We start from the raw sequence: 19,243 nt of genomic DNA, 5'->3' as shown, positions 1-19,243 counted from the left end.
CGGCTCAACCGTGCGCGGAGTGGGTGGCGCCGGCCGGACACCTCACCCGGGGGTTCCACGGCTCGAACATGCCGTTCGGGTTCTCCTTGAAGATCCACAGGTGCAGGTCGTAGTGGACGGGCATGCCGTCCAGGTGCGGCCCCATCGGCCCCTGGAACTCGTGGCCCAGCAGCGTGGGCCGGTCGTCGGCCGTGGCCATGCGCTGGTCCCTGTCCGCCCGGAAGTACTCGACCGCGCCCAGCGTCCGGCCGCCGCCGCCGTCGGGGACGTAGACGAGGATCTCGGGGCGCAGCAGCTCGATCTTCGGGTCGTCGATCAGCCGCTGGTTGGCGTAGTGGTATCCCATGGCGCCCAGCCGCTCGTCACCGGGCAGCTTGTACGGGAACTCCCAGCAACTGTCGGTCCTCTTGTACCCGTGCCTCTCGGCCACCCGGGGATCCTTGAACTTGGCCGTCTCCCGGCGCAGCCGTTCGAGCCAGCCGGAGGGGCGCGGGGGGACGGTCCGGTCCGCCGCGACGCCTCCCGCGGGGGCCGCCGCGGTGGCGGGCAGGGCGAGGACGGAGGCCGCGCACGCGGCGGCCAGGAGCATGGACGCGATTGTTCTCATGCCCCTTGTCATCCGCTGCCGACCCTCACGCCAAACACGTTCGGCGATCAATTGTTCACCGAGAGCGACAGGCGGCGAGGATCCCGGGACCGGGGCCCTCGCCGCCTGGAGGGTCAGCCGCTGCTGAAGGCCGCGTCGAACGCCGTCGCCGGCGGGGTGATGGAGTTCATGGTCCGGATGTACGACAGCGCCTCTCTGGCCCCGTCGAGCCGGTCCATCCCGGCGTCCTCCCACTCGATCGAGATCGGTCCCTCGTACCCGATGGAGTTGAGCGCGCGGAAGCAGTCCTCCCACGGCACGTCGCCGCGGCCGGTGGAGACGAAGTCCCAGCCGCGCCGCATGTCGGCCCACGGCAGGTGCGACGACAGGCGGCCCCGGCGGCCGTCGCCGACGCGGACCCGGGTGTCCTTGCAGTCGACGTGGTAGATACGGTCGGCGAAGTCGAGGATGAACGCCACCGGATCGAGGTCCTGCCACACCATGTGGGACGGGTCCCAGTTGAGCCCGAACGCGGGCCGGTGGCCGATGGCCTCCAGGGTGCGCACGGTGGTGTGGTAGTCGTAGGCGATCTCGCTCGGATGCACCTCCAGCGCGAACCGGACGCCGACCTCGTCGAACACGTCCATGATCGGGTTCCACCGGTCGGCGAAGTCCTGGTAGCCGGCGTCCACCATGGCGGCGGGCACGGGCGGGAACATCGCGACGGTGTGCCAGATGGACGAGCCGGTGAAGCCGACCACGGTGTCGACGCCGAGCAGGGCGGCGGCCCTGGCGGTGTTCTTCATCTCCTCGGCCGCGGCCTGCCGCACCGACTCGGGGTCGCCGTTCCCCCAGATCCGGGCGGGCAGGATGGCCTTGTGCCGCTCGTCGATGGGGTGGTCGCAGACGGCCTGGCCCACGAGGTGGTGGGAGATGGTCCACACCTTCAGGCCGTGCTTGTCGAGCTGGGCGCGCTTCTGCTCGACGTACGACGGGTCGGAGACGGCCTGGGCCACGTCGAAGTGGTCGCCGGAGCAGGCGATCTCCAGGCCGTCGTAGCCCCAGTCGGCGGCGAGCCGGCACACCTCCTCGAACGGCAGGTCGGCCCACTGGCCGGTGAACAGGGTGACGGGTCTCATCAGTCCTCCACGGTGATGTAGCGGCTGCCGTCGGCCGCGCTCCGCTCGACGGCATCCAGCACGCGCTGGACGCGCAGGCCGTCGGCGAACGAGGGCGTCGGGTCGGCGCCCGTGCCGATGGCCTCCAGGAAGTCCTTGATCTCGTGGGTGAACGTGTGCTCGTAGCCGAGGCCGTGGCCGGGCGGCCACCACGCGCCCACGTACGGATGGTCGGGCTCGGTGACGAGGAGCCGCTCGAAGCCGCGCCCGCCGTCACTGACCCACAGCTCGTTCATCGCCTCGAAGTCGAAGGCGAGGCTGCCGAGCGAGCCGTTGAGCTCGATGCGCAGCGCGTTCTTGCGGCCGGTGGCGAACCGGGTGGCCTCGAACGAGCCGAGCGCCCCGCCCGAGAACCGCCCGATGAACAGGGCGGCGTCGTCGACCGTGACGGGACCCGTGCCGGAGCCGCCGCTGGCGGCCAGGCCGGCCGAGCCTTCGGCGAGGGGCCGTTCCTTGACGAACGTCTCGGTGATCGCCGAGACGCCGACGAGGTGCTGCCCGGCGATGAACTGGGCGGCGTCGATGATGTGGGCGCCGATGTCGCCGAGCGCGCCGGAGCCTGCCTTGTCCTTGCGCAGCCGCCACACCAGCGGGAAGTCCGGGTCGACGATCCAGTCCTGGAGGTACTGGGCGCGCACGTGGCGGATCTCGCCGAGCCGTCCCTCCTCGACCATGCGGCGGGCCAGCGCGATGGCGGGCGCCCGCCGGTAGTTGAACGCCACCATGCTCCTGCCGGTGGCCGAGGCCGCCGCGGCCGTCATGGCCTCGGCCTCGGCCACGCTGTTGGCCAGCGGTTTCTCACAGATGACGTGCTTGCCGGCGCGAAGTGCGGCGATGGCGATCTCGGCGTGCGTGTCGCCGGGCGTGCAGATGTCGACGACGTCGACGTCCGCCCGCCCGACCACCTCCCGCCAGTCGGTCACCGCCTCGTCCCAGCCGAGCCGCTCGGCCGCCGCCTCGGTGGCCTCCTTCGACCGCCCCGCGATGACGCGCATGCGCGGCTGGACGGGGAGGTCGAAGAAGGCGGCGACGTTGCGCCAGGCCTGGGAGTGGACGCGGCCCATGAAGGCATAGCCGATCATGCCGACGCCGACGGTTCTGTCTGACATGCAACCCCCGATCAGGATTCGAAGCCGAGTGGCAGATACTGCTCGACGTTCTCCTTGGTAATGGTCTCGGACGCGAGGGTGATCGACTGGGGAACCTGGTTCTCCACGAGATCACTCATGCCCTTCCCTTGGGCGATCAGACGGGCGAGCTTGATGGCGGAGGAGGCCATGGTGGGGCTGTAGGTGACGGTCGCCTTCAGGACCGAGTTGTCGTTCTGGATCTCCCGCATGGCGTTGGCCGAGCCGGCGCCGCCGACCATGATGAACTCGTTGCGTCCCGCCTCGGAGATCGCGGCGAGCACGCCGACGCCCTGGTCGTCGTCGTGGTTCCAGAGCGCGTCGATCTTGCTGTGCGCCTGGAGCAGCGAGGTGGCCACCTCGTTGCCGGTCTCGACGGTGAACTGCGCGTCCTGCTGGGCGGTGACCTTGAACCCGTACGTCTTGAGCGCGTCGGCGAAGCCCTTGCTGCGGTCCTGGGTGAGCGGGAGGGTGGCGATGCCCTGGATCTCCAGGATGACCGGGTTCGAGACGTTCTTCTCCTTGAGCGCGGCGCCGATGTAGTGGCCGGCGGCCACGCCCATGCCGTAGTTGTCGCCGCCGACCCAGGTGCGGTAGGCGAGCTTGTCGGGGAAGATCCGGTCGAGGTTGACCACGGGGATGCCGGCGTCGGTGGCCCGCAGCGCGATCTGGTTCAGCTGCTGGCCGTCGTTGGGCAGGATGACGAGCGCGCTCACCTTGGCGGCGATCAGCGACTCGACGGCGGAGATCTGCTGGTTGATGTCGTTGGTGGGTTCGACGGGCCGGAACTCGACGTCCGTGTACTGCTTGGCGGTGGCCTCGGCGTTCTTGGCGATGGCCGCGATCCAGCCGTGGTCGGCGGCGGGGGCGGAGAAGCCGATGGTCACCTTGGTGCCCGGTTCGTCGTTGCCGCCGGCCGCCTGGGTGGCGGCGGGAGCGGCGGAGGTCGGCGCGGCTGCCGGCTCGTTGCTGGTGCAGCCGGCCGCCAGCAGCGCGGCCCCGCCGAGCCCGCCGATGAGGAATCCCCTGCGTGCGACGTTGTCACTCATGGTGCTCTCTCCTTCAAGTTCCGCCGCTGGAGAAGGACGGCGACGACGATGATCAGGCCCTTGGCGATCAGCTGGTCGCTGGTGTTGAGGCCGTTGAGGATGAACAGGTTCGTGATGAGCGTGAAGATGAGCAGGCCGAGGATCGATCCGATGATCGTGCCCCGGCCTCCGGTGAGCAGGGTGCCGCCGATGATCACGGCGGCGATGGCGTCCAGCTCGTACAGGTCGCCATGGGTGGACGAGCCGGTCGTGGTGCGGGCCATGATGAGGATGGCGGCGATGCCGCAGCACAGGCCCGACAGCGCGTACAGCAGCATGGTGTGGCGGCGCACGTCGATGCCGGCGAGCCGGGCCGCCTCCGGGTTCCCGCCGACGGCGTAGGTGCGGCGGCCGAACGTGGTCCGGTTGAGCAGGATCCAGCCGAGCGCCACGACCAGCGCGAAGACGTAGACCAGCAGCGGGACGCCGAGCACCCGGGTGGTCGACAGCTCGACGATGGCGGAGTTGTCCGGCTGGATGAGCTGGGTCTTGCGGTCGGACATGCGCTGGGCGAGCCCGCGCGCCGCGACCAGCATGGCGAGGGTGGCGATGAACGGCACCAATCGCCCGTAGGCGATGAGCAGTCCGTTCACCAGCCCCGCCCCGGTGCCGACCAGGATGGCGCAGATCGCCATGACGACCGGCCCGAACTCCTGCGTGGCCACCGTCGTCGCCCAGACCGAGGCCAGCGCCATGATCGCGCCGACCGAGAGGTCGATGCCGCCGCCGATGATCACGAACGTGGCGCCGACGGTGATCACGCCGATGGTGGCGGCCAGCGAAAGGATGCTGACCAGGTTCGAGGTGGTGGCGAAGGCCGTCGGCCGGGTGACCAGCCCGACGGCGACGAGCAGGGCGATCGCGACCAGCAGGCCCACGTGGCCGCCCTCGATCAGCCCGCGGAGCGGGTTGCGCGCCGGCCGGGGCGGTGACGCCGTCCCGGCCGGCCCGGAATCCGCCCGTGGTTTGGTGGGGTCGCTCATCAGGCCGCCCTCCCGTTCATGATCATGTCGAGTACGAGGTGCTCGTCGAGCTCGCGGGCGTCGCCCTCGTGTATGACGGCGCCCTCGCGCAGCACGAGCACGCGGTCGGCCAGGCCGAGCACCTCCGGCACCTCGCTGGAGACCAGCAGCACCCCGATGCCCCGGTCGGCCAGCTCGCGGATGACCGCGTAGAGCTCCGCCCGCGCGCCCACGTCGACGCCCCGGGTCGGCTCGTCGAGCAGCAGCAGCTTGCGGCTGCCGAGCAGCCAGCGGGCGAGCACCGCCTTCTGCTGGTTGCCGCCCGACAGCGTCTTGATCGGCCGTTCCGGGTCGGGCGGGCGGATGTCGAGCGCCTTGGTCAGCCGCTGCGCCTCCGCTCTCTCCCGCGTACGGTCCAGCCAGCCGAACGTGGCGAACCCCGGCAGGCTGCCGAGGGTGATGTTGGCCGTCACGCTCTGGTCCAGCAGCAGCGCCTGGGCCTTGCGCTCCTCGGGGGCCAGTCCCATGCCCCGGCGCACGTTCCCGACGACGCTGTGCCGCACCTGCTCGCCGGACAGCACCACCCGGCCGGCGGCCGGGCGCGCCCCGTACACCGCTTCGAGGATCTCCGAGCGCCCCGAGCCGACCAGGCCGGCCAGCCCGACGATCTCGCCGGCGCGCACCGAGAACGACACGTCGCGGAACGCGCCCGGCGAGCTGAGCCCCTCGACCCGCAGCACCTCCTCCCCGGGTTCGCGCTCGGACCGGGGCGGGAAGACGTACTCGACGTTCCTGCCGGTCATGAGCGAGACGATCTGGGAGGTGGGGGTGTCGCGGGCGGGCAGCCCCACGGCGACGGTGCGGCCGTCCTTGAGCACGGTGACGCGGTCGCCGATCTCGCGGATCTCCTCCAGCCGGTGGGAGATGTAGACCACGGCGACGCCCTGGCCGGTCACTTCGCGGATGATGCGGAAGAGGTTGGCCACCTCGTCGTGGGCGAGCGCGGCCGACGGCTCGTCCATGATGATCAGACGGGCGTCGTGCGACAGCGCCCTGGCCATCGACACGACCTGCTTGGCCGCCGGGGACAGCCGGCCGACCTCGGTGGTGGGGCGGATCTCGGGGTGGCCCAGGCGTTCCAGCACCTGACGGGTGGCCCGGTTGCCCGCGGCCCGGCTGACGAAGCCGAAGCGGGCGTGCTCGTGTCCGAGGTAGACGTTGTCGGTCACGCTGAGCCCGTCGACCAGGTCGAGCTCCTGGTAGATGGTGGCGAAGCCGAGCTTGATCGCGTCGTTCGGGCCGGACGGGCGGACCCGCTGCCCGTTGAACTCGATCGTGCCCTCGTCCGGCTGGTGGACGCCGGCCAGGACCTTGATGAGCGTGGACTTGCCGGCGCCGTTCTGGCCCAGCAGGCAGTGCACCTCGCCCGCCCGCACGTCGAGATCCACGCCGTCCAGCGCGCGCACGCCGGGAAACTGCTTGACGATGCCCCTCATGACGAGCATGCGGGCTCCCTTTCAGGCGTTGACGATCTTGTTGATGTTGTCCGGGGACAGGTAGTGCTCGATCGCCAGGATTCCGGCGCCCAAGGCGGCGGCGTCGACTCCCATGCGGCTCGGCACGATCGACAAATGGTGGGTGGCCAGCGGCAGCGACCGGCGGTAGATCGTCTCCCTGACGCCCGCGAGCAGGTGCTCGTGGACCCGGGAGAGCGCGCCGCCGATGACGATGGCCTCGGGGTTGAAGAAGTTGACCAGGCCGGCGAGCACCTCGCCGATGAGCCGGCCGGCCTCGCGCACCAGCCGCAGCGCCTGGGTGTCGCCGGCCTGGACGAGTGCGACGACGTCGGCGCCGGTCTCGGCGGGGACGCCCAGTTCGGTGAGCCGGCGGGCGACAGCGGCGCCGCCGGCCACGGCCTCGAGGCAGGCGCTGTTGCCGCAGCGGCAGCCGGACTCCTCGTGGCCGTTGACGCGGATGTGGCCGATGTCGCCGGCCGAGCCCTGGGCGCCTCTGTGGAGCCTGCCCTCGGCCACGATGCCGCAGCCGATGCCGGTGCCGACCTTGACGAACAGCAGGTGGCGGGCCGTGGGGAAGGCGTTGCGGTGCTCGCCGAGCGCCATCACGTTCACGTCGTTGTCGACGAGGACGGCGGCGCCGGGGAAGGAGTCGGGGATCGGGTAGTCGTTCCAGCCGGGCATGATCGGCGGGTTGTTGGGCCGGCCGGTGGCGAACTCGACCGGTCCCGGCACTCCCATGCCGATCACCCGCAGCGCGGCCCGGGGCCGCCCCGCCGCGGCGAGCAGCCGGTCGATCCGGCCGTCGACGTGGGCCAGGACCTTCTCCGGCCCCTCGCCGATGAGCAGCGGGTCCTCACACTGGGCGAGCACCACCCCGGTCATGTCCATGAGCACGATCCGGCAGTGGGTGGCGCCGAGGTCGACGCCCGCGAACGCGTGCTCCTCGGTGTGGAGGCGGAGCTGGCGCGGCGGCCGGCCGCCGGTGGACTCGCCGCTCTCGGTCTCCTCGACCAGCCCGCGTTCGATCAGCGCGTCGACGCGCTGGGAGATCGTGGAGCGGGCCAGGCCGGTGAGCCTGGCGAGATCGGAACGGGTCGTGGCCGATCCTGCGCTGATGAGCGTCAGGACGTCTCCGGGCGAGCCCGGGGCGGGGGTCATGCCGCGACAATAAGATCACGCCCCGCGTAATTCAAGAGTGCGAGCGACATAACTCCCCATACTTACGCCGATCAGCGAACAAAGTCTGATTCGCCGGGCAAAGCAAAGGCCGGACGGGGATCTCTCCCGTCCGGCCGTGACCTGCCCCTTCGCGAGGCCGCGCGCGAAGCCCGCAATCAGAGCATGCGCTGCATCGACTCGGCGGCGGACTGCACGTACGGCTGCTCGGCCATGATCTCGCCCCAGTGGTCGGCGACCGACTCGGGCGTGAGGTCGTCGGTCTTCCAGCCGGGGCCCTCGGCGACGAACACCCGGGCCACCCGGCCGCCGCCCACGCTGAACACCTCGCCGCTCACCTCGCACGACTCGTGCACCAGGTAGGCCACCAGGGCGCTGATCCGCTCGGGGGTGAACTTCGACTCGAACTCCGCGGGCAGCAGCGCCTCGGTCATCCGCGTCCAGGCGATGGGCGCGATGGCGTTGGCCTTGATGCCGTTGCGCGCGCCCTCGATGCCGATGGTCTTGGTCAGGCCGACCAGGCCCATCTTGGCCGTGGAGTAGTTGGCCTGGCCGAAGTTGCCGAACAGGCCTGCCGGGCTGGAGGTGTTGACGACCCGGCCGTAGCCGGCCTCCTTCATGTGCGGGTAGGCGGCCTGGCTGACCAGGAACGAGCCGCGCACATGCACGGCGAGCACGTTGTCGAAGTCCTCGACCGTCATCTTGGCCAGCGACTTGTCACGCAGGATGCCGGCGTTGTTGATCACGATGTCGACCTTGCCGAACGCGTCGACCGCCGACTGGACGATCGCCCGCGCGCCCTCGGGGGTGGCGACGTTGTCGGTGCTGGCCAGCGCCTGGCCGCCGTTCTTGGTGATCAGCTCCGCCACCTCGGCGGCGGGACCGGCCGACGCGCCCGTGCCGTCCAGCGCGCCGCCGAGGTCGTTGACGACGACCTTGGCGCCGCGCTCGGCCAGCAGCAGCGCGTGCGAGCGGCCGAGGCCGTGCCCGGCCCCCGTGATGATCGCGACCCTGTCATCGAACCGCAGCATCGAACCTCCAGGCCAGAAGAACAAGATTCTGTTAGCTGCACGATAACCCAGGATCAGTTCCCGGCACCGGTCCACAGGTCCGGCTCGCCCGGCAGGCGGCGCGCCCGGCCCCGCGACTCCAGCCAGACCAGGTGGGCCAGCGTCTCGTTGCCGGCGGTACGGCGCATGAACGGCGGGATCGACTCCCAGGGGCGCGACCAGGTCAGCTTGGTCGCCACCTCCCAGCAGGTGACGCCGTCCGCGCCCGAGACGACCCGCTCGATCTCGGCCAGCCGCTCGCGGTGGTGCTCCATCACGTAGTCGACCCGCCCGGCCAGCTCCAGGAACCGGTACTCGTGCGCGGGGAGCACCTCCTCCACGTCGAACGCGCGCAGGGCGTCCAGCGCGTCCAGGTAGTCGGCCAGCGGGTTCGGCGCCGACTGGGGATGCACCACGACGGCGGAGGTGATCCTGGGCAGCACGTGGTCGCCGGTGAACAGCAGCTTCCTGGACGGCTCGGCGAAGCACAGGTGGCCGGGCGAGTGCCCGGGGGTCCACACCGCCCGCAGGTCCCAGCCGGGCAGGTCCAGCCGGTCGCCGTCCTCGATGAGCCGGTCGGGTGCGGCCATCGTGACGAAGCTGCGGATCATCATGGAGGCGCCGGCCAACTCGTCCACGAACGCGGAGGGCACGCCGCACCGCAGCAACTGCGCGCGCTCCCCGGCGACGAGGCCGTCGATGAACGCCTCGTCGTAGCGGTCGCGCAGCAGCCCGGCGTCCGCGGGGTGCAGCCCGATCCACGCGCCCGACGCCTCCCTCACCCGCCCGGCCAGCCCGTAGTGGTCGGGGTGGATGTGGGTGACGAGCACGGCCCTGACGTCGGCGACGGTGTAACCGGCCACGCCGAGCCCGGCCTCCAGGGCTCCGTACGCCTCGTCGGTGTCCCACCCGGCGTCGACGATCGCCACGCCGTCGGCCAGCTCCAGCGCGTAGACGAGCACGTACCGCAGGGGGTTGATCGGGATGGGCACCGGGATCGACCAGAGTCCCGGCCGCACCCGCTCGACCTCGGGGATGCCGCCGCCCGTCCAGGCCGCCCGCTGCTTCTCGTTGGAGGGGGTCACCACGAACTTCGCCATGCACGTGATTCTGCCCGTACCTCCCGAACCATGTTCTACTAGGGGTCATGGACGGGGTACGGGACGGGCGCTGGGTCAGGCAGGCCAACCACTTCACCGACCGGCTGGGGCCGCCGGAGCCGGGCCGCTACCGGCTCTACGCCTCCTACGCCTGCCCGTGGGCGCAGCGGGTGCTGATCGTCCGCGAGCTGCTCGGCCTCCAGGACCTGCTGGACGTCGTGATCGTGGACCCGATCAGGGACGAGCGGGGCTGGCGGCTGCCGGGCGGCGGGTTCCTGTCGGAGCTGTACCTGGCCACCGACCCGGGCTTCGAGGGCCGCCACACGGTGCCGTGCGTGTGGGACCTCAAGGAAGGGCGCATCGTCACCAACGACTTCCCGCAGATCACCCTGGACCTGGAGACCCGCTGGGGCGGCACGCCCGACCTGTACCCGGAGGAGCTGCGCGACCGGATCGACGCCCTGAACGACCGCCTCTACCACGGCCTCAACAACGCGGTCTACGAAGCCGGCTTCGCCAAAAGCCAGGAGGCGTACGAGGACGCGGTGCGCCGGGTGTTCGCCACGCTGGACTTCCTGGAGGAGCGGCTGACGGGGTCGGAGTTCCTGTTCGACCGGCTGACCGAGAGCGACGTGCGCGCCTACACGACGCTGGCGAGGTTCGACACGGTCTACTACGCGCACTTCAAGTGCTCGATACGCCGGCTGACGGACTATCCGGCGGTGTGGGCGTACGCGAGGAGGCTGTACGCGATCCCGGCCTTCCGCGAGACCACGGACTTCGACCACATCAAGCGCCACTACTACCTGACCCAGACGGCCATCAACCCGAACCGGCTCGTGCCCCTGGGACCGGAGCTCGACTGGAGCCTGTGACCGGCATCCGGACGAACAGCAGCGCCGAGGCCAGCACCACGGCCGCGCTCACCCCCCAGGCGGCGGCCACGCCGGCCTGCACGGCCAGCGTGCCGAGCGTCAGGTTGGCCAGGATGCCGCCGGCCTGCAGGGAGAGCGAGGACGTGGAGGTGACGGTGGTGCGTTCGGCGGCCGTGACGGCGTTGTGGGTCATCTCCAGGCACAGCAGCCCGGCCACCGACGAGCCGACGAACAGCAGCACGTAGGCGCCGCCGGCGGTCAGGAGCCCGGCCGCGCCACCGAGCCCGGCGGTCGCGGCCAGCGCGCCGACGGAGAGCGCGGTGGCCACGAGACCGGCGATCGCCCCCCTGGCCGAGCCGCCGGCCAGGCGGGCCGCCCGGGGCGCGAGCGCGCTGCCCGCGGCGCTGCCGGCGAAGCCCAGCGCGGCGACGACCGCGTACGCCGTGCTGCCCTGCTCGGCCGTGCCCGTCAGCTCGGCCAGCCGGCCCGGGGTGAGCAGCTCGATCGACATCAGCATCACGCCCGAGGCCGCGGCCGCGAGCATCAGACGGCGCAGCACGCGCCCGCCGGCCGCCAGCCGCACCCCGGCGGCCACCGTGGCGGGCACCTCGCGCAGCACGCCTCGCAGCGTCCGGCGGGCGTGCGGGGGCTCCGGCAGCGCGAGCAGCACGACCGCCAGCAGGACCGCCGCCGCCACCGCGCCGACCAGGCTCGGCACGGCCAGCGGGAACACCGGCCCAGGCGGCACCACGAGCGGCAGGACGCCACCGGCCAGCACGCCGAGGCAGAGCGACACGGACTCCATGGCCGCGCCGCGGGACAGCCCCGGCTTGAGGTCGGCGTCGCGCCCTTCGAGGCGGTGCAGCGTGTCGACGTACCAGGAGGTGGCGGGACCACTGGACAGGGCCCTGGCGACGCCCTTGAGCGCGCCGCTGACCAGGAACATCCAGAAGGTCGTGGACACGCTCATCAGCAGGAGCGCCGCCGTCAGGAACGCGGCGGAGACGGCCAGCATCACCCGCCGCCCCACGACGTCGGACAGGCCGCCGGTGGGCAGCTCCAGGGCCACGGTGACCGTCGAGAAGACCGTGACTACCAGGCCGATCTGCGCCAGGCCGAGACCTCTCTCGGTCATCAGCAGCACCATCGCGGGCATCGTCAGCCCGACCGGCAGCCAGGTCAGGAAGCAGACGAGCGTGTAGCGGCGTAACGCGGAACGGGCGGTCATGACTCCTCCTCCTGGGAGGCCTCCTGGCAGGCCTCCTGGGAAGCCTCCTGGGAAGCCTCCTGGGAAGCGCGGGGAACGGCGCCCAGCCAGACGTGCACCTTCCTGGCGCCGGGGTCGCCGGCGTGGCGGGCGGCGAGCCGGCGCAGGATCTCGTCGGCCCGCTCCTTGAACTCGCGGAGCGCGGCGGGCGGCAGGGTGAGGAGGTGGTCGCTCATCCCGGATACGTCCGCCCACTCCTCGGGCCAGTCGGCCTGGTCGTACTCCTCCATCACCCGCCCGACCATCTCGGCCTGCCGCAGGTGGATGATCCTGAGCGCCTCGCGGCCCTCCGCGCTGGCGGACAGCTCGACGGCGTCCCACGAGGTGTAGCGGTGGCGGGCCCGCCATCGGCGTTCGCGGCCGTCGCGCTGGTCGGCGTCCTCCTCGATGAAGCCGTACTTGAACAGCTCGCGCAGGTGGTAGCTGGTCGAGCCCGAGCTCTCTCCGACCTTGCGGCCCAGCTCGCTCGCGGTGGCCGGCCCGTCGCCGCGCAACAGGCCGAGCAGGCGCACCCGCAGCGGGTGGGCGACCACCTTGAGGACCCGCGGGTCACTGATCTTGTACTGCTCCTTCATACGAGGAAGCGTAAACCGCAAAGGCTTTTTTGCAAAGACAATTTTGCGGTTCTTGGAGATCGATAGACTGGACGCATGCTCGACGACATCTGGGTGGACGACGCGGTGACCGCGCTCCGTCCCGACTTCGCGGTGCTCGCCATGACGGCCCGCGGCCTGCGCAACGGACCGACCGACGACCGGTCCCGCGCCTGGCTCGCCGAGGCGGCCGAGGCCGCGCGGCCGGTCCAGGACGCCAAGATCGACGCCTGGAAGGACGCCTACCGCGCCTTCGGCGCCAAGCCGCAGCGCACCCGCCCGTCGGTCGACGCGCTCACCCGCAGGCTCCCACTGCCCGAGATCAACCTGGTGGTCGACGCCTACAACGCCGTCAGCGTCAAGCACGCGCTGCCCATCGGCGGCGAGGACCTCGACCGCTACTCCGGCCCCGCCCGCCTGGTCAGCGCGACCGGCGACGAGGAGTCGGAGGAGGCGCTGGGGCGGCCCGAGCCCGGCGAGGTCGTCTGGCGCGACGACCTGGGCGTGACCTGCCGCCGGTGGAACTGGCGCCAGGTGGCGCGCACCCGCCTCACCGAGGACACCACCAACGCGATCTTCCTGCTGGAGCGGCTGGAGCCGATGACGATGGAGGAGCTGAAGGAGGCCGGCGAAGAGCTGGCCGACCTGCTGACCCGGCTCACGCCGGAGGTCCGGATCAGCTCCCGGCTGCTATCAGGAGGGAAGTAAACGTCCCCGCCGGGGGTTGGTACGAAAGAGTAATAGTCTTGGCGCAGCCCGGACAGGCAAGGAGAGGCGCGGCCTCTTCGGGGACCCCGAGAGGATCGACCATGACGCGACGGCCTAGGCTGCGCGCTGAACCGGTCCGGGCGAGTAGCCTTGGACAGGTTCTCTATCATCAACGCCGATCTGCGGAAGAGGGCGATTTCCGCCGTGTCGTCTGAGTCGTCGCGGACAAACCCGCTGGCAAGCTTCGGTCAGAACGAATGGCTTGTCGACGAGCTGTACCAGAAGTACCTCCAGGATCCCGAGTCTGTGGACAAGGCCTGGTGGAACTTCTTCGCTGACTACAACCCTGACTACGGACCGGGGCGCACCCCGGCCAGGGAGGCGGCGAACGGCACGGCTACCGCGCCCGCGCCTCCTCCCGCACCCACCCCCAAGCAGGCCCCCACACCTGCTCCCAAGCAGGCCCCCGAGCAGGCGAAGGAGTCGCCCAAGGCGGCGCCCGCCGCTGCCAAGCCGAAGCAGCCGCAGACCCCGGTGCCCAAGGGCGCCGAGGAGGTCAAGCTGCGCGGCGCCGCGGCGCGCACGGCCGTCAACATGGACGCCTCGCTCGCCATCCCGACCGCGACCAGTGTGCGGGCGATCCCGGCCAAGCTGCTCGTCGACAACCGCATCGTGATCAACAATCACCTCAAGCGGGGTCGTGGCGGCAAGGTCTCCTTCACCCACCTGATCGGCTTCGCCGTGGTCCGCGCGCTGGCGACCATGCCGGAGATGAACTACTCCTTCGCCGAGGTCGACGGCAAGCCGACCCTGATCAAGCCGGAGCACGTCAACCTCGGCCTGGCCATCGACGTGCAGAAGAGCAACGGCGAGCGCCAGCTGCTCGTGCCGTCGGTCAAGGCGGCCGAGGAGATGGACTTCCGGCAGTTCTGGATGGGCTACGAGGAGGTCGTCCGCAAGGCCCGCGCCGGCAAGCTCGGCGTCGACGACTTCGCCGGCACCACGATCTCCCTGACCAACCCCGGCACGATCGGCACCGTCCACTCCGTGCCGCGCCTGATGCCCGGCCAGGGCACGATCATCGGCGTGGGCGCGATGGAGTACCCCGCCGAATACCAGGGCGCGTCCCCCGAGACGCTCTCCCGCCTGGCCGTCTCCAAGGTCATGACGCTGACCAGCACCTACGACCACCGCATCATCCAGGGCGCGCAGTCCGGCGACTTCCTGCGCACGGTCCACCGGCTGCTGCTGGGCGAGGACGGCTTCTACGACGAGATCTTCGAGTCCCTGCGGATCCCGTACGAGCCGGTCCGCTGGGTGCAGGACGTGTCGGCCTCGCACGACGACGACGTGTCCAAGTCCGCCCGGGTGCTGGAGCTGATCCACGCCTACCGCGTACGCGGCCACCTCATGGCCGAGACCGACCCGCTGGAGTACAAGCAGCGCAAGCACCCCGACCTCGACATCCAGTCCCACGGCCTGACCTTGTGGGACCTGGAGCGCGAGTTCGCCACCGGCGGCTTCGGCGGTCGCCCGCTGATGAAGCTGCGCGAGATCCTCGGCGTGCTGCGCGACTCCTACTGCCGCACGGTCGGCATCGAGTACATGCACATCCAGAACCCCGAGGAGCGGGCCTGGATCCAGGCGCGGGTGGAGAAGCCGCACGCCTCCCCGGCCCGTGACGAGCAGCTCAACATCCTGAGCCGGCTCAACACCGCCGAGGCGTTCGAGACCTTCCTGCAGACCAAGTACGTCGGCCAGAAGCGCTTCTCGCTGGAGGGCGGCGAGTCCCTGATCCCGCTGCTCGACTCGGTGATCAGCGACGCCGCCGACGAGGACCTCGACGAGGTCGTCATCGGCATGGCACACCGCGGCCGGCTCAACGTGCTGGCCAACATCGTGGGCAAGTCCTACGGGCAGATCTTCGGCGAGTTCGAGGGCAACATCGACCCGCGCACCGCCCACGGCTCCGGCGACGTGAAGTACCACCTGGGCGCCTCCGGCGAGTTCACCGCGCCGAGCGGCAGGACCATCACCACCTCGGTGGTGGCCAACCCGTCCCACCTGGAGGCGGTCGACCCGGTCCTGGAGGGCGTCGTCCGCGCCAAGCAGGACCTGCTGGAGCGCGGCGAGGAGGGCTTCACGGTCCTTCCGGTGCTCGTCCACGGCGACGCGGCCTTCGCCGGCCAGGGCGTCGTGGCCGAGACGCTCAACCTGTCGCAGCTGCGCGGCTACCGCACCGGCGGCACCGTGCACGTCGTGGTCAACAACCAGGTCGGCTTCACCACCTCGCCCGCCTCGTCGCGCTCCTCGGTCTACGCGACCGACGTGGCGCGGATGATCCAGGCGCCGATCTTCCACGTCAACGGCGACGACCCGGAGGCCGTGGTCCGCGTGGGCCGGCTGGCCTACGAGTACCGTCAGACGTTCCGCAAGGACGTCGTCATCGACCTCATCTGCTACCGCCGCCGCGGCCACAACGAGGGCGACAACCCCGCCTTCACCCAGCCGCTGATGTACGACCTCATCGACGCCAAGCGCTCGACCCGCAAGCTCTACACCGAGGCGCTGATCGGCCGGGGCGACATCACGGTCGAGGAGGCCGAGTCGGCGCTCCGCGACTACCAGGCCAAGCTGGAGCAGGCGTTCACCGAGACCCGCGAGGCGGCGAAGAAGCCGCTGGAGGCGGGGGCGATGCGGGTGCCGCCGACCGAGGTGGTCAAGTGGTCGCACGCCGACACGGCGACGTCGATCACCGACGAGACGCTCAAGCGCATCGTCGACACCCAGCTCAGCCTGCCCGAGGGGTTCACGCCGCACCCGCGCCTGGCGCCGGTGCTGCAGCGCCGCGGCCAGATGGTCGAGCAGGACGCGATCGACTGGAGCATGGGCGAGACGCTGGCGTTCGGGTCGCTGCTCATCGACGGTCACCCGGTCCGCCTCGTCGGTCAGGACTCCCGGCGCGGCACGTTCACCCAGCGCCACGCGGTGCTGGTCGACCGCGTGACCGGCGCCGAGCACACCCCGCTCAAGACGTTCAACCAGGGCACGACGAAGTTCTACGTCTACGACTCGCTGCTCAGCGAGTTCGCCGCGCTGGGCTTCGAGTACGGCTACAGCGTCGTGCGGCCCGACGCCCTGGTGGCGTGGGAGGCACAGTTCGGCGACTTCGTCAACGGCGCCCAGACGATCATCGACGAGTTCATCTCGTCCGGTGAGCAGAAGTGGGGTCAGCGGTCGGCCGTGGTGCTGATGCTGCCGCACGGCTACGAGGGCCAGGGCCCCGACCACTCCTCGGCCCGGATCGAGCGCTTCCTGCAGGTCTGCGCGCTCGACAACATGACGGTCGTGCAGCCGACCACCCCGGCCAACCACTTCCACCTGCTGCGCTGGCAGGTGAAGTCGGGCCGCCACCGGCCGCTGGTCATCTTCACGCCGAAGTGGCTGCTGCGCCACAAGCGGGCCACGTCGAAGGCCGCCGACTTCACCTCCGGCACCTTCCAGCCGGTCATCGGCGAGACGCTGATCGACCCTGGCAAGGTCACCAGGGTGGCGCTGTGCTCCGGCAAGGTCTACTACGACCTGCTGGCCAAGCGCGAGGCCGACGGCCGTGACGACGTCGCGCTGGTCCGCCTGGAGCGGCTCTACCCGTACCCGAAGGAGGAGCTCGACGCCGAGCTGGCCCGCTACAGCCCGCAGGCCGAGCTGCTCTGGGTGCAGGACGAGCCGATCAACATGGGCCCGTGGCCCTACCTGTCGCTCAAGCTGGCGGAGGACCCCGACCTGCTCGACGGCCGCCGCCTGCGGCGCGTCTCCAGGCCCGCCAACAGCTCGCCCGCGGCCGGCTCGCACGCCGCCCACGACGCGGAGCTGGAGGAGATCCTGCGCCAGGTCTACGGCTGATCCGATCGGTCCCGTCAACCCCCGCCCACTCGGCGGGGGTTGACGCGTCTTCGCGGCCGTCCTGGCAGGCCGGGCACGGCACTAAAGTCAAAGGTGGGCGTGCCGGCGCGCGGCCGGCGGAGCCGAGGAAACGGAGCGCGATGTACTTCACGGATCGGGGGATCGAGGAGCTGGTCGACCGGCGGGGCGAGGAGGAGGTCACCCTGCTGTGGCTCGGCGAGCGGCTGCGCGAGTTCGTCGATCTCCATCCCGAGTTCGAGACCCCGGTCGAGCGCCTGGCCACCTGGCTGGCCAGGCTGGACGACGAGAACGAGTGACCGGCGACCCGCCCGGTAAACGCGATACATCTTGAGTTTTCCCTCGACGCGACATATCGTGTCTTAGGTAGGTGTGTCGCGGAGAGGGCGGGATGATGCAGCAGTGGACGATCGAGGGCCCCGAACAGCTCACCTTCGGGCACGTCGGCTCGCTCGACGTGCGCGTCGTCGCCGGCCGGCTCGCCGTGCTGGCGAGTGACGGCCCACCGGCGCTCAAGGTGGCCGAGTTCGACTCCGAATCACCGCTGCTGGTCGCCTACGACGAGGACGCCCGCCGGCTGAGCGTCACGTACAAGGATCTGACCTGGGACGGGATGCTCGGCTGGTTGCGCCGCGACCGGCGCAGGACCGTCGCGACGCTCACCGTGCCGCGCAGCTGCGTGGTCAACGCCGGGGTGGTGTCGGCGTCCGCCGTCGTGGCCGGGTTCGAGGCGGCGACGCGGGTCAAGAGCGTGTCCGGGGAGATCGTGCTCGACGGCGTCAGCGGCGAGGTGAACGCCACCACCGCCTCCGGCCACGTGGAGAGCCGGGCGATGGCGGGCGACCTGTCGTTCAAGAGCGTCTCCGGCGACCTGACCGTGGCCGGCGGGCTGCCGCGCAGGCTGCGCGCCAACACCGTCTCCGGCCGCATCACCGCCGACCTCACGCTGCGGCCGACCGGCCACGTGACGCTGCACACGGTCTCCGGCGCCATCATGGTCCGGCTGCCGGACAACGCGCAGGCGGACGTCACGATCAGGTCGACGTCCGGCCGGCTGGTCAGCGCCTTCGGCGAGATCGCACAGAGCGGCGGCTCCGGCACCCGGTCCATGTCGGGCCGGCTGGGCGGCGGCATGGCGTCGCTGTCGGCGACGACCGTCTCCGGCGACGTCACGCTGCTCAAGGGGGAGAAGGAATGAGTCCCGTCTTCGGTCACGGCAGGCTCCGGCTGTACCTGCTCAAGCTGCTGGAGGAGAGCCCCCGCCACGGGTACGAGGTGATCCGGCTGTTGCAGGACCGGTTCCTCGGCGTCTACTCCCCCTCCCCCGGCACCATCTACCCGCGCCTGGCCCGGCTGGAGGAGGAGGGCCTGGTCACGCACGAGGTGACCGACGGCAAGAAGGTGTTCTCCATCACCGACAAGGGCCGCGCCGAGCTCAACGAACGCCTCGACGAGCTCGACGACCTGGAGCAGGAGATCTCGGCCTCGGTGCGCGACATCGCCAGGGAGGTGAAGGAGGACGTCCGCGACACGGTCAAGTCGCTGCGCGAGGAGCTGACGCGGATGGCCAAGGACGTGCGCACCACCGGCTCCCGCGACGACGTCCGCCAGACGCACGAACGGCAGAAGCAGGAGTTCCGGCGGCTCAAGGAGGAGCAGAAGCGGCAGTGGACCGAGCACGCCCAGCACTGGCAGGGGCAGGGCGAGCGGCTGGCCGGGGAGTGGCGGCGCATCTGGGCGGAAGTGTGGCGCACGGTCGGCGACGCGCCGGACAACCGGGTCGAGCTGGACAACGAGCTGGGCGAGGCGCTGGCCGACTTCGTGGCCCGGGTGCGCGAGGAGGCGTCGGGCTCCCCCCTCACCCGCGAGAAGCTCGACGACCTGCGGCGCACCCTCGACGAGGCCGCCGCCCGGGTCCGCGACACCCTCCGGTCGTGATCCGCTACGGTCTGCGCCCGCCGGTGCAGCGCCTGGTCCCCCGCCGCCGGATCCAGGCCCCGGCCGCGCCGCCTTCGGACCCGCCGCGCCGGGAGACCGCGCCCGCGCCGGGCGACGCCCGCCCGGCGCGCCCCTGACGGGCAGGCGCGCGCCGCGCG

18 protein-coding genes are annotated in these 19,243 nt (G+C 71.0%); 7 read left to right on the top strand and 11 right to left on the bottom strand.

All coding sequences use genetic code 11. The features are described from left to right. Positions 1-4 precede the first annotated feature (4 nt). The 9 genes from ACQEUU_RS31860 to ACQEUU_RS31820 all read right to left on the bottom strand — a co-directional run bounded on the left by ACQEUU_RS31860 (position 5) and on the right by ACQEUU_RS31820 (position 9,783). Positions 5-607, bottom strand: coding sequence for a hypothetical protein (locus ACQEUU_RS31860; RefSeq protein ID WP_433072786.1), 603 nt, complete (start codon positions 605-607; stop codon positions 5-7). Positions 608-720: 113 nt separating this feature from the next. Next, complete coding sequence (locus ACQEUU_RS31855) at positions 721-1,728, bottom strand: sugar phosphate isomerase/epimerase family protein (RefSeq protein WP_433074444.1); 1,008 nt, start codon at positions 1,726-1,728, stop codon at positions 721-723. Next, positions 1,725-2,873: a Gfo/Idh/MocA family protein gene (locus ACQEUU_RS31850; protein ID WP_433072785.1), complete on the bottom strand. Its 1,149-nt coding sequence runs from the start codon at positions 2,871-2,873 to the stop codon at positions 1,725-1,727. Before ACQEUU_RS31850 ends, ACQEUU_RS31855 begins: the two co-directional genes overlap by 4 nt. A gap of 11 nt (positions 2,874-2,884) precedes the next feature. Next, the gene (locus tag ACQEUU_RS31845) at positions 2,885-3,940 is read right to left on the bottom strand and encodes an ABC transporter substrate-binding protein (protein ID WP_433072784.1); all 1,056 of its coding nucleotides are present in this window, start codon (positions 3,938-3,940) and stop codon (positions 2,885-2,887) included. After that, a complete protein-coding gene (locus ACQEUU_RS31840; protein WP_433072783.1) occupies positions 3,937-4,962 on the bottom strand; it encodes an ABC transporter permease in 1,026 nt (341 codons plus the stop codon). The genes ACQEUU_RS31845 and ACQEUU_RS31840 overlap by 4 nt, the downstream gene beginning before the upstream one ends. Next, a complete protein-coding gene (locus ACQEUU_RS31835) occupies positions 4,962-6,446 on the bottom strand; it encodes a sugar ABC transporter ATP-binding protein (RefSeq protein ID WP_433072782.1) in 1,485 nt (494 codons plus the stop codon). The genes ACQEUU_RS31840 and ACQEUU_RS31835 overlap by 1 nt, the downstream gene beginning before the upstream one ends. Positions 6,447-6,458: 12 nt before the next feature. Beyond that, on the bottom strand, positions 6,459-7,616 hold the full coding sequence (locus tag ACQEUU_RS31830) for an ROK family protein (RefSeq protein ID WP_433072781.1): 1,158 nt from the start codon (positions 7,614-7,616) through the stop codon (positions 6,459-6,461). Positions 7,617-7,792: 176 nt separating this feature from the next. After that, positions 7,793-8,665, bottom strand: coding sequence for an SDR family oxidoreductase (locus ACQEUU_RS31825; protein WP_433072780.1), 873 nt, complete (start codon positions 8,663-8,665; stop codon positions 7,793-7,795). A 53-nt stretch (positions 8,666-8,718) separates the two neighbouring features. Next, positions 8,719-9,783 carry an MBL fold metallo-hydrolase gene (locus ACQEUU_RS31820; RefSeq protein WP_433072779.1) on the bottom strand — a complete coding sequence of 355 codons (1,065 nt, stop codon included), beginning with the start codon at positions 9,781-9,783 and terminating at the stop codon, positions 8,719-8,721. Between the two features lie 47 nt (positions 9,784-9,830). On the opposite strand from ACQEUU_RS31820, the gene ACQEUU_RS31815 reads away from it, so the two are divergent. After that, entirely contained in the window at positions 9,831-10,658 is an 828-nt protein-coding gene (locus ACQEUU_RS31815; RefSeq protein WP_433072778.1) for a glutathione S-transferase family protein, read from the top strand. Here the strand turns inward: ACQEUU_RS31815 and ACQEUU_RS31810 are convergent. Both ACQEUU_RS31810 and ACQEUU_RS31805 read right to left on the bottom strand, forming a co-directional pair. Further along, positions 10,606-11,886 (bottom strand): MFS transporter, encoded by a 1,281-nt coding sequence (locus tag ACQEUU_RS31810; protein WP_433072777.1) that lies wholly within the window; start codon positions 11,884-11,886, stop codon positions 10,606-10,608. The genes ACQEUU_RS31815 and ACQEUU_RS31810 overlap by 53 nt on opposite strands. Then, complete coding sequence (locus ACQEUU_RS31805) at positions 11,883-12,500, bottom strand: helix-turn-helix domain-containing protein (protein ID WP_433072776.1); 618 nt, start codon at positions 12,498-12,500, stop codon at positions 11,883-11,885. Before ACQEUU_RS31805 ends, ACQEUU_RS31810 begins: the two co-directional genes overlap by 4 nt. A gap of 75 nt (positions 12,501-12,575) precedes the next feature. On the opposite strand from ACQEUU_RS31805, the gene ACQEUU_RS31800 reads away from it, so the two are divergent. The 6 genes from ACQEUU_RS31800 to ACQEUU_RS31775 all read left to right on the top strand — a co-directional run bounded on the left by ACQEUU_RS31800 (position 12,576) and on the right by ACQEUU_RS31775 (position 19,222). Then, positions 12,576-13,226 carry a B3/B4 domain-containing protein gene (locus tag ACQEUU_RS31800; protein ID WP_433072775.1) on the top strand — a complete coding sequence of 217 codons (651 nt, stop codon included), beginning with the start codon at positions 12,576-12,578 and terminating at the stop codon, positions 13,224-13,226. A gap of 204 nt (positions 13,227-13,430) precedes the next feature. After that, positions 13,431-17,129 carry a multifunctional oxoglutarate decarboxylase/oxoglutarate dehydrogenase thiamine pyrophosphate-binding subunit/dihydrolipoyllysine-residue succinyltransferase subunit gene (locus ACQEUU_RS31795; RefSeq protein WP_433072774.1) on the top strand — a complete coding sequence of 1,233 codons (3,699 nt, stop codon included), beginning with the start codon at positions 13,431-13,433 and terminating at the stop codon, positions 17,127-17,129. 140 nt (positions 17,130-17,269) lie between these two features. Further along, positions 17,270-17,446 carry a DUF6104 family protein gene (locus ACQEUU_RS31790; RefSeq protein ID WP_433072773.1) on the top strand — a complete coding sequence of 59 codons (177 nt, stop codon included), beginning with the start codon at positions 17,270-17,272 and terminating at the stop codon, positions 17,444-17,446. 92 nt (positions 17,447-17,538) lie between these two features. Beyond that, complete coding sequence (locus ACQEUU_RS31785; RefSeq protein ID WP_433072772.1) at positions 17,539-18,345, top strand: DUF4097 family beta strand repeat-containing protein; 807 nt, start codon at positions 17,539-17,541, stop codon at positions 18,343-18,345. Next, positions 18,342-19,085 carry a helix-turn-helix transcriptional regulator gene (locus ACQEUU_RS31780; protein WP_433072771.1) on the top strand — a complete coding sequence of 248 codons (744 nt, stop codon included), beginning with the start codon at positions 18,342-18,344 and terminating at the stop codon, positions 19,083-19,085. Before ACQEUU_RS31785 ends, ACQEUU_RS31780 begins: the two co-directional genes overlap by 4 nt. After that, on the top strand, positions 19,082-19,222 hold the full coding sequence (locus ACQEUU_RS31775) for a hypothetical protein (protein ID WP_433072770.1): 141 nt from the start codon (positions 19,082-19,084) through the stop codon (positions 19,220-19,222). Before ACQEUU_RS31780 ends, ACQEUU_RS31775 begins: the two co-directional genes overlap by 4 nt. Positions 19,223-19,243: the final 21 nt, after the last annotated feature.

The organism is Nonomuraea sp. CA-218870, from assembly GCF_050936535.1.
GTDB classification, from domain to species: Bacteria; Actinomycetota; Actinomycetes; order Streptosporangiales; family Streptosporangiaceae; genus Nonomuraea; species Nonomuraea corallina.
This window is presented reverse-complemented; position numbering and strand designations above follow the sequence as displayed.

What these genes read in the sequence shown, in the direction of transcription:
- ACQEUU_RS31860 (WP_433072786.1), bottom strand. Translation starts at nt 607, where the DNA reads ATGAGAACAATCGCGTCCATGCTCCTGGCCGCCGCGTGCGCGGCCTCC.
- ACQEUU_RS31850 (WP_433072785.1), bottom strand. Translation starts at nt 2,873, where the DNA reads ATGTCAGACAGAACCGTCGGCGTCGGCATGATCGGCTATGCCTTCATG.
- ACQEUU_RS31845 (WP_433072784.1), bottom strand. Translation starts at nt 3,940, where the DNA reads ATGAGTGACAACGTCGCACGCAGGGGATTCCTCATCGGCGGGCTCGGC.
- ACQEUU_RS31840 (WP_433072783.1), bottom strand. Translation starts at nt 4,962, where the DNA reads ATGAGCGACCCCACCAAACCACGGGCGGATTCCGGGCCGGCCGGGACG.
- ACQEUU_RS31835 (WP_433072782.1), bottom strand. Translation starts at nt 6,446, where the DNA reads ATGCTCGTCATGAGGGGCATCGTCAAGCAGTTTCCCGGCGTGCGCGCG.
- ACQEUU_RS31830 (WP_433072781.1), bottom strand. Translation starts at nt 7,616, where the DNA reads ATGACCCCCGCCCCGGGCTCGCCCGGAGACGTCCTGACGCTCATCAGC.
- ACQEUU_RS31825 (WP_433072780.1), bottom strand. Translation starts at nt 8,665, where the DNA reads ATGCTGCGGTTCGATGACAGGGTCGCGATCATCACGGGGGCCGGGCAC.
- ACQEUU_RS31820 (WP_433072779.1), bottom strand. Translation starts at nt 9,783, where the DNA reads ATGGCGAAGTTCGTGGTGACCCCCTCCAACGAGAAGCAGCGGGCGGCC.
- ACQEUU_RS31815 (WP_433072778.1), top strand. Translation starts at nt 9,831, where the DNA reads ATGGACGGGGTACGGGACGGGCGCTGGGTCAGGCAGGCCAACCACTTC.
- ACQEUU_RS31810 (WP_433072777.1), bottom strand. Translation starts at nt 11,886, where the DNA reads ATGACCGCCCGTTCCGCGTTACGCCGCTACACGCTCGTCTGCTTCCTG.
- ACQEUU_RS31805 (WP_433072776.1), bottom strand. Translation starts at nt 12,500, where the DNA reads ATGAAGGAGCAGTACAAGATCAGTGACCCGCGGGTCCTCAAGGTGGTC.
- ACQEUU_RS31800 (WP_433072775.1), top strand. Translation starts at nt 12,576, where the DNA reads ATGCTCGACGACATCTGGGTGGACGACGCGGTGACCGCGCTCCGTCCC.
- ACQEUU_RS31790 (WP_433072773.1), top strand. Translation starts at nt 17,270, where the DNA reads ATGTACTTCACGGATCGGGGGATCGAGGAGCTGGTCGACCGGCGGGGC.
- ACQEUU_RS31785 (WP_433072772.1), top strand. Translation starts at nt 17,539, where the DNA reads ATGATGCAGCAGTGGACGATCGAGGGCCCCGAACAGCTCACCTTCGGG.
- ACQEUU_RS31780 (WP_433072771.1), top strand. Translation starts at nt 18,342, where the DNA reads ATGAGTCCCGTCTTCGGTCACGGCAGGCTCCGGCTGTACCTGCTCAAG.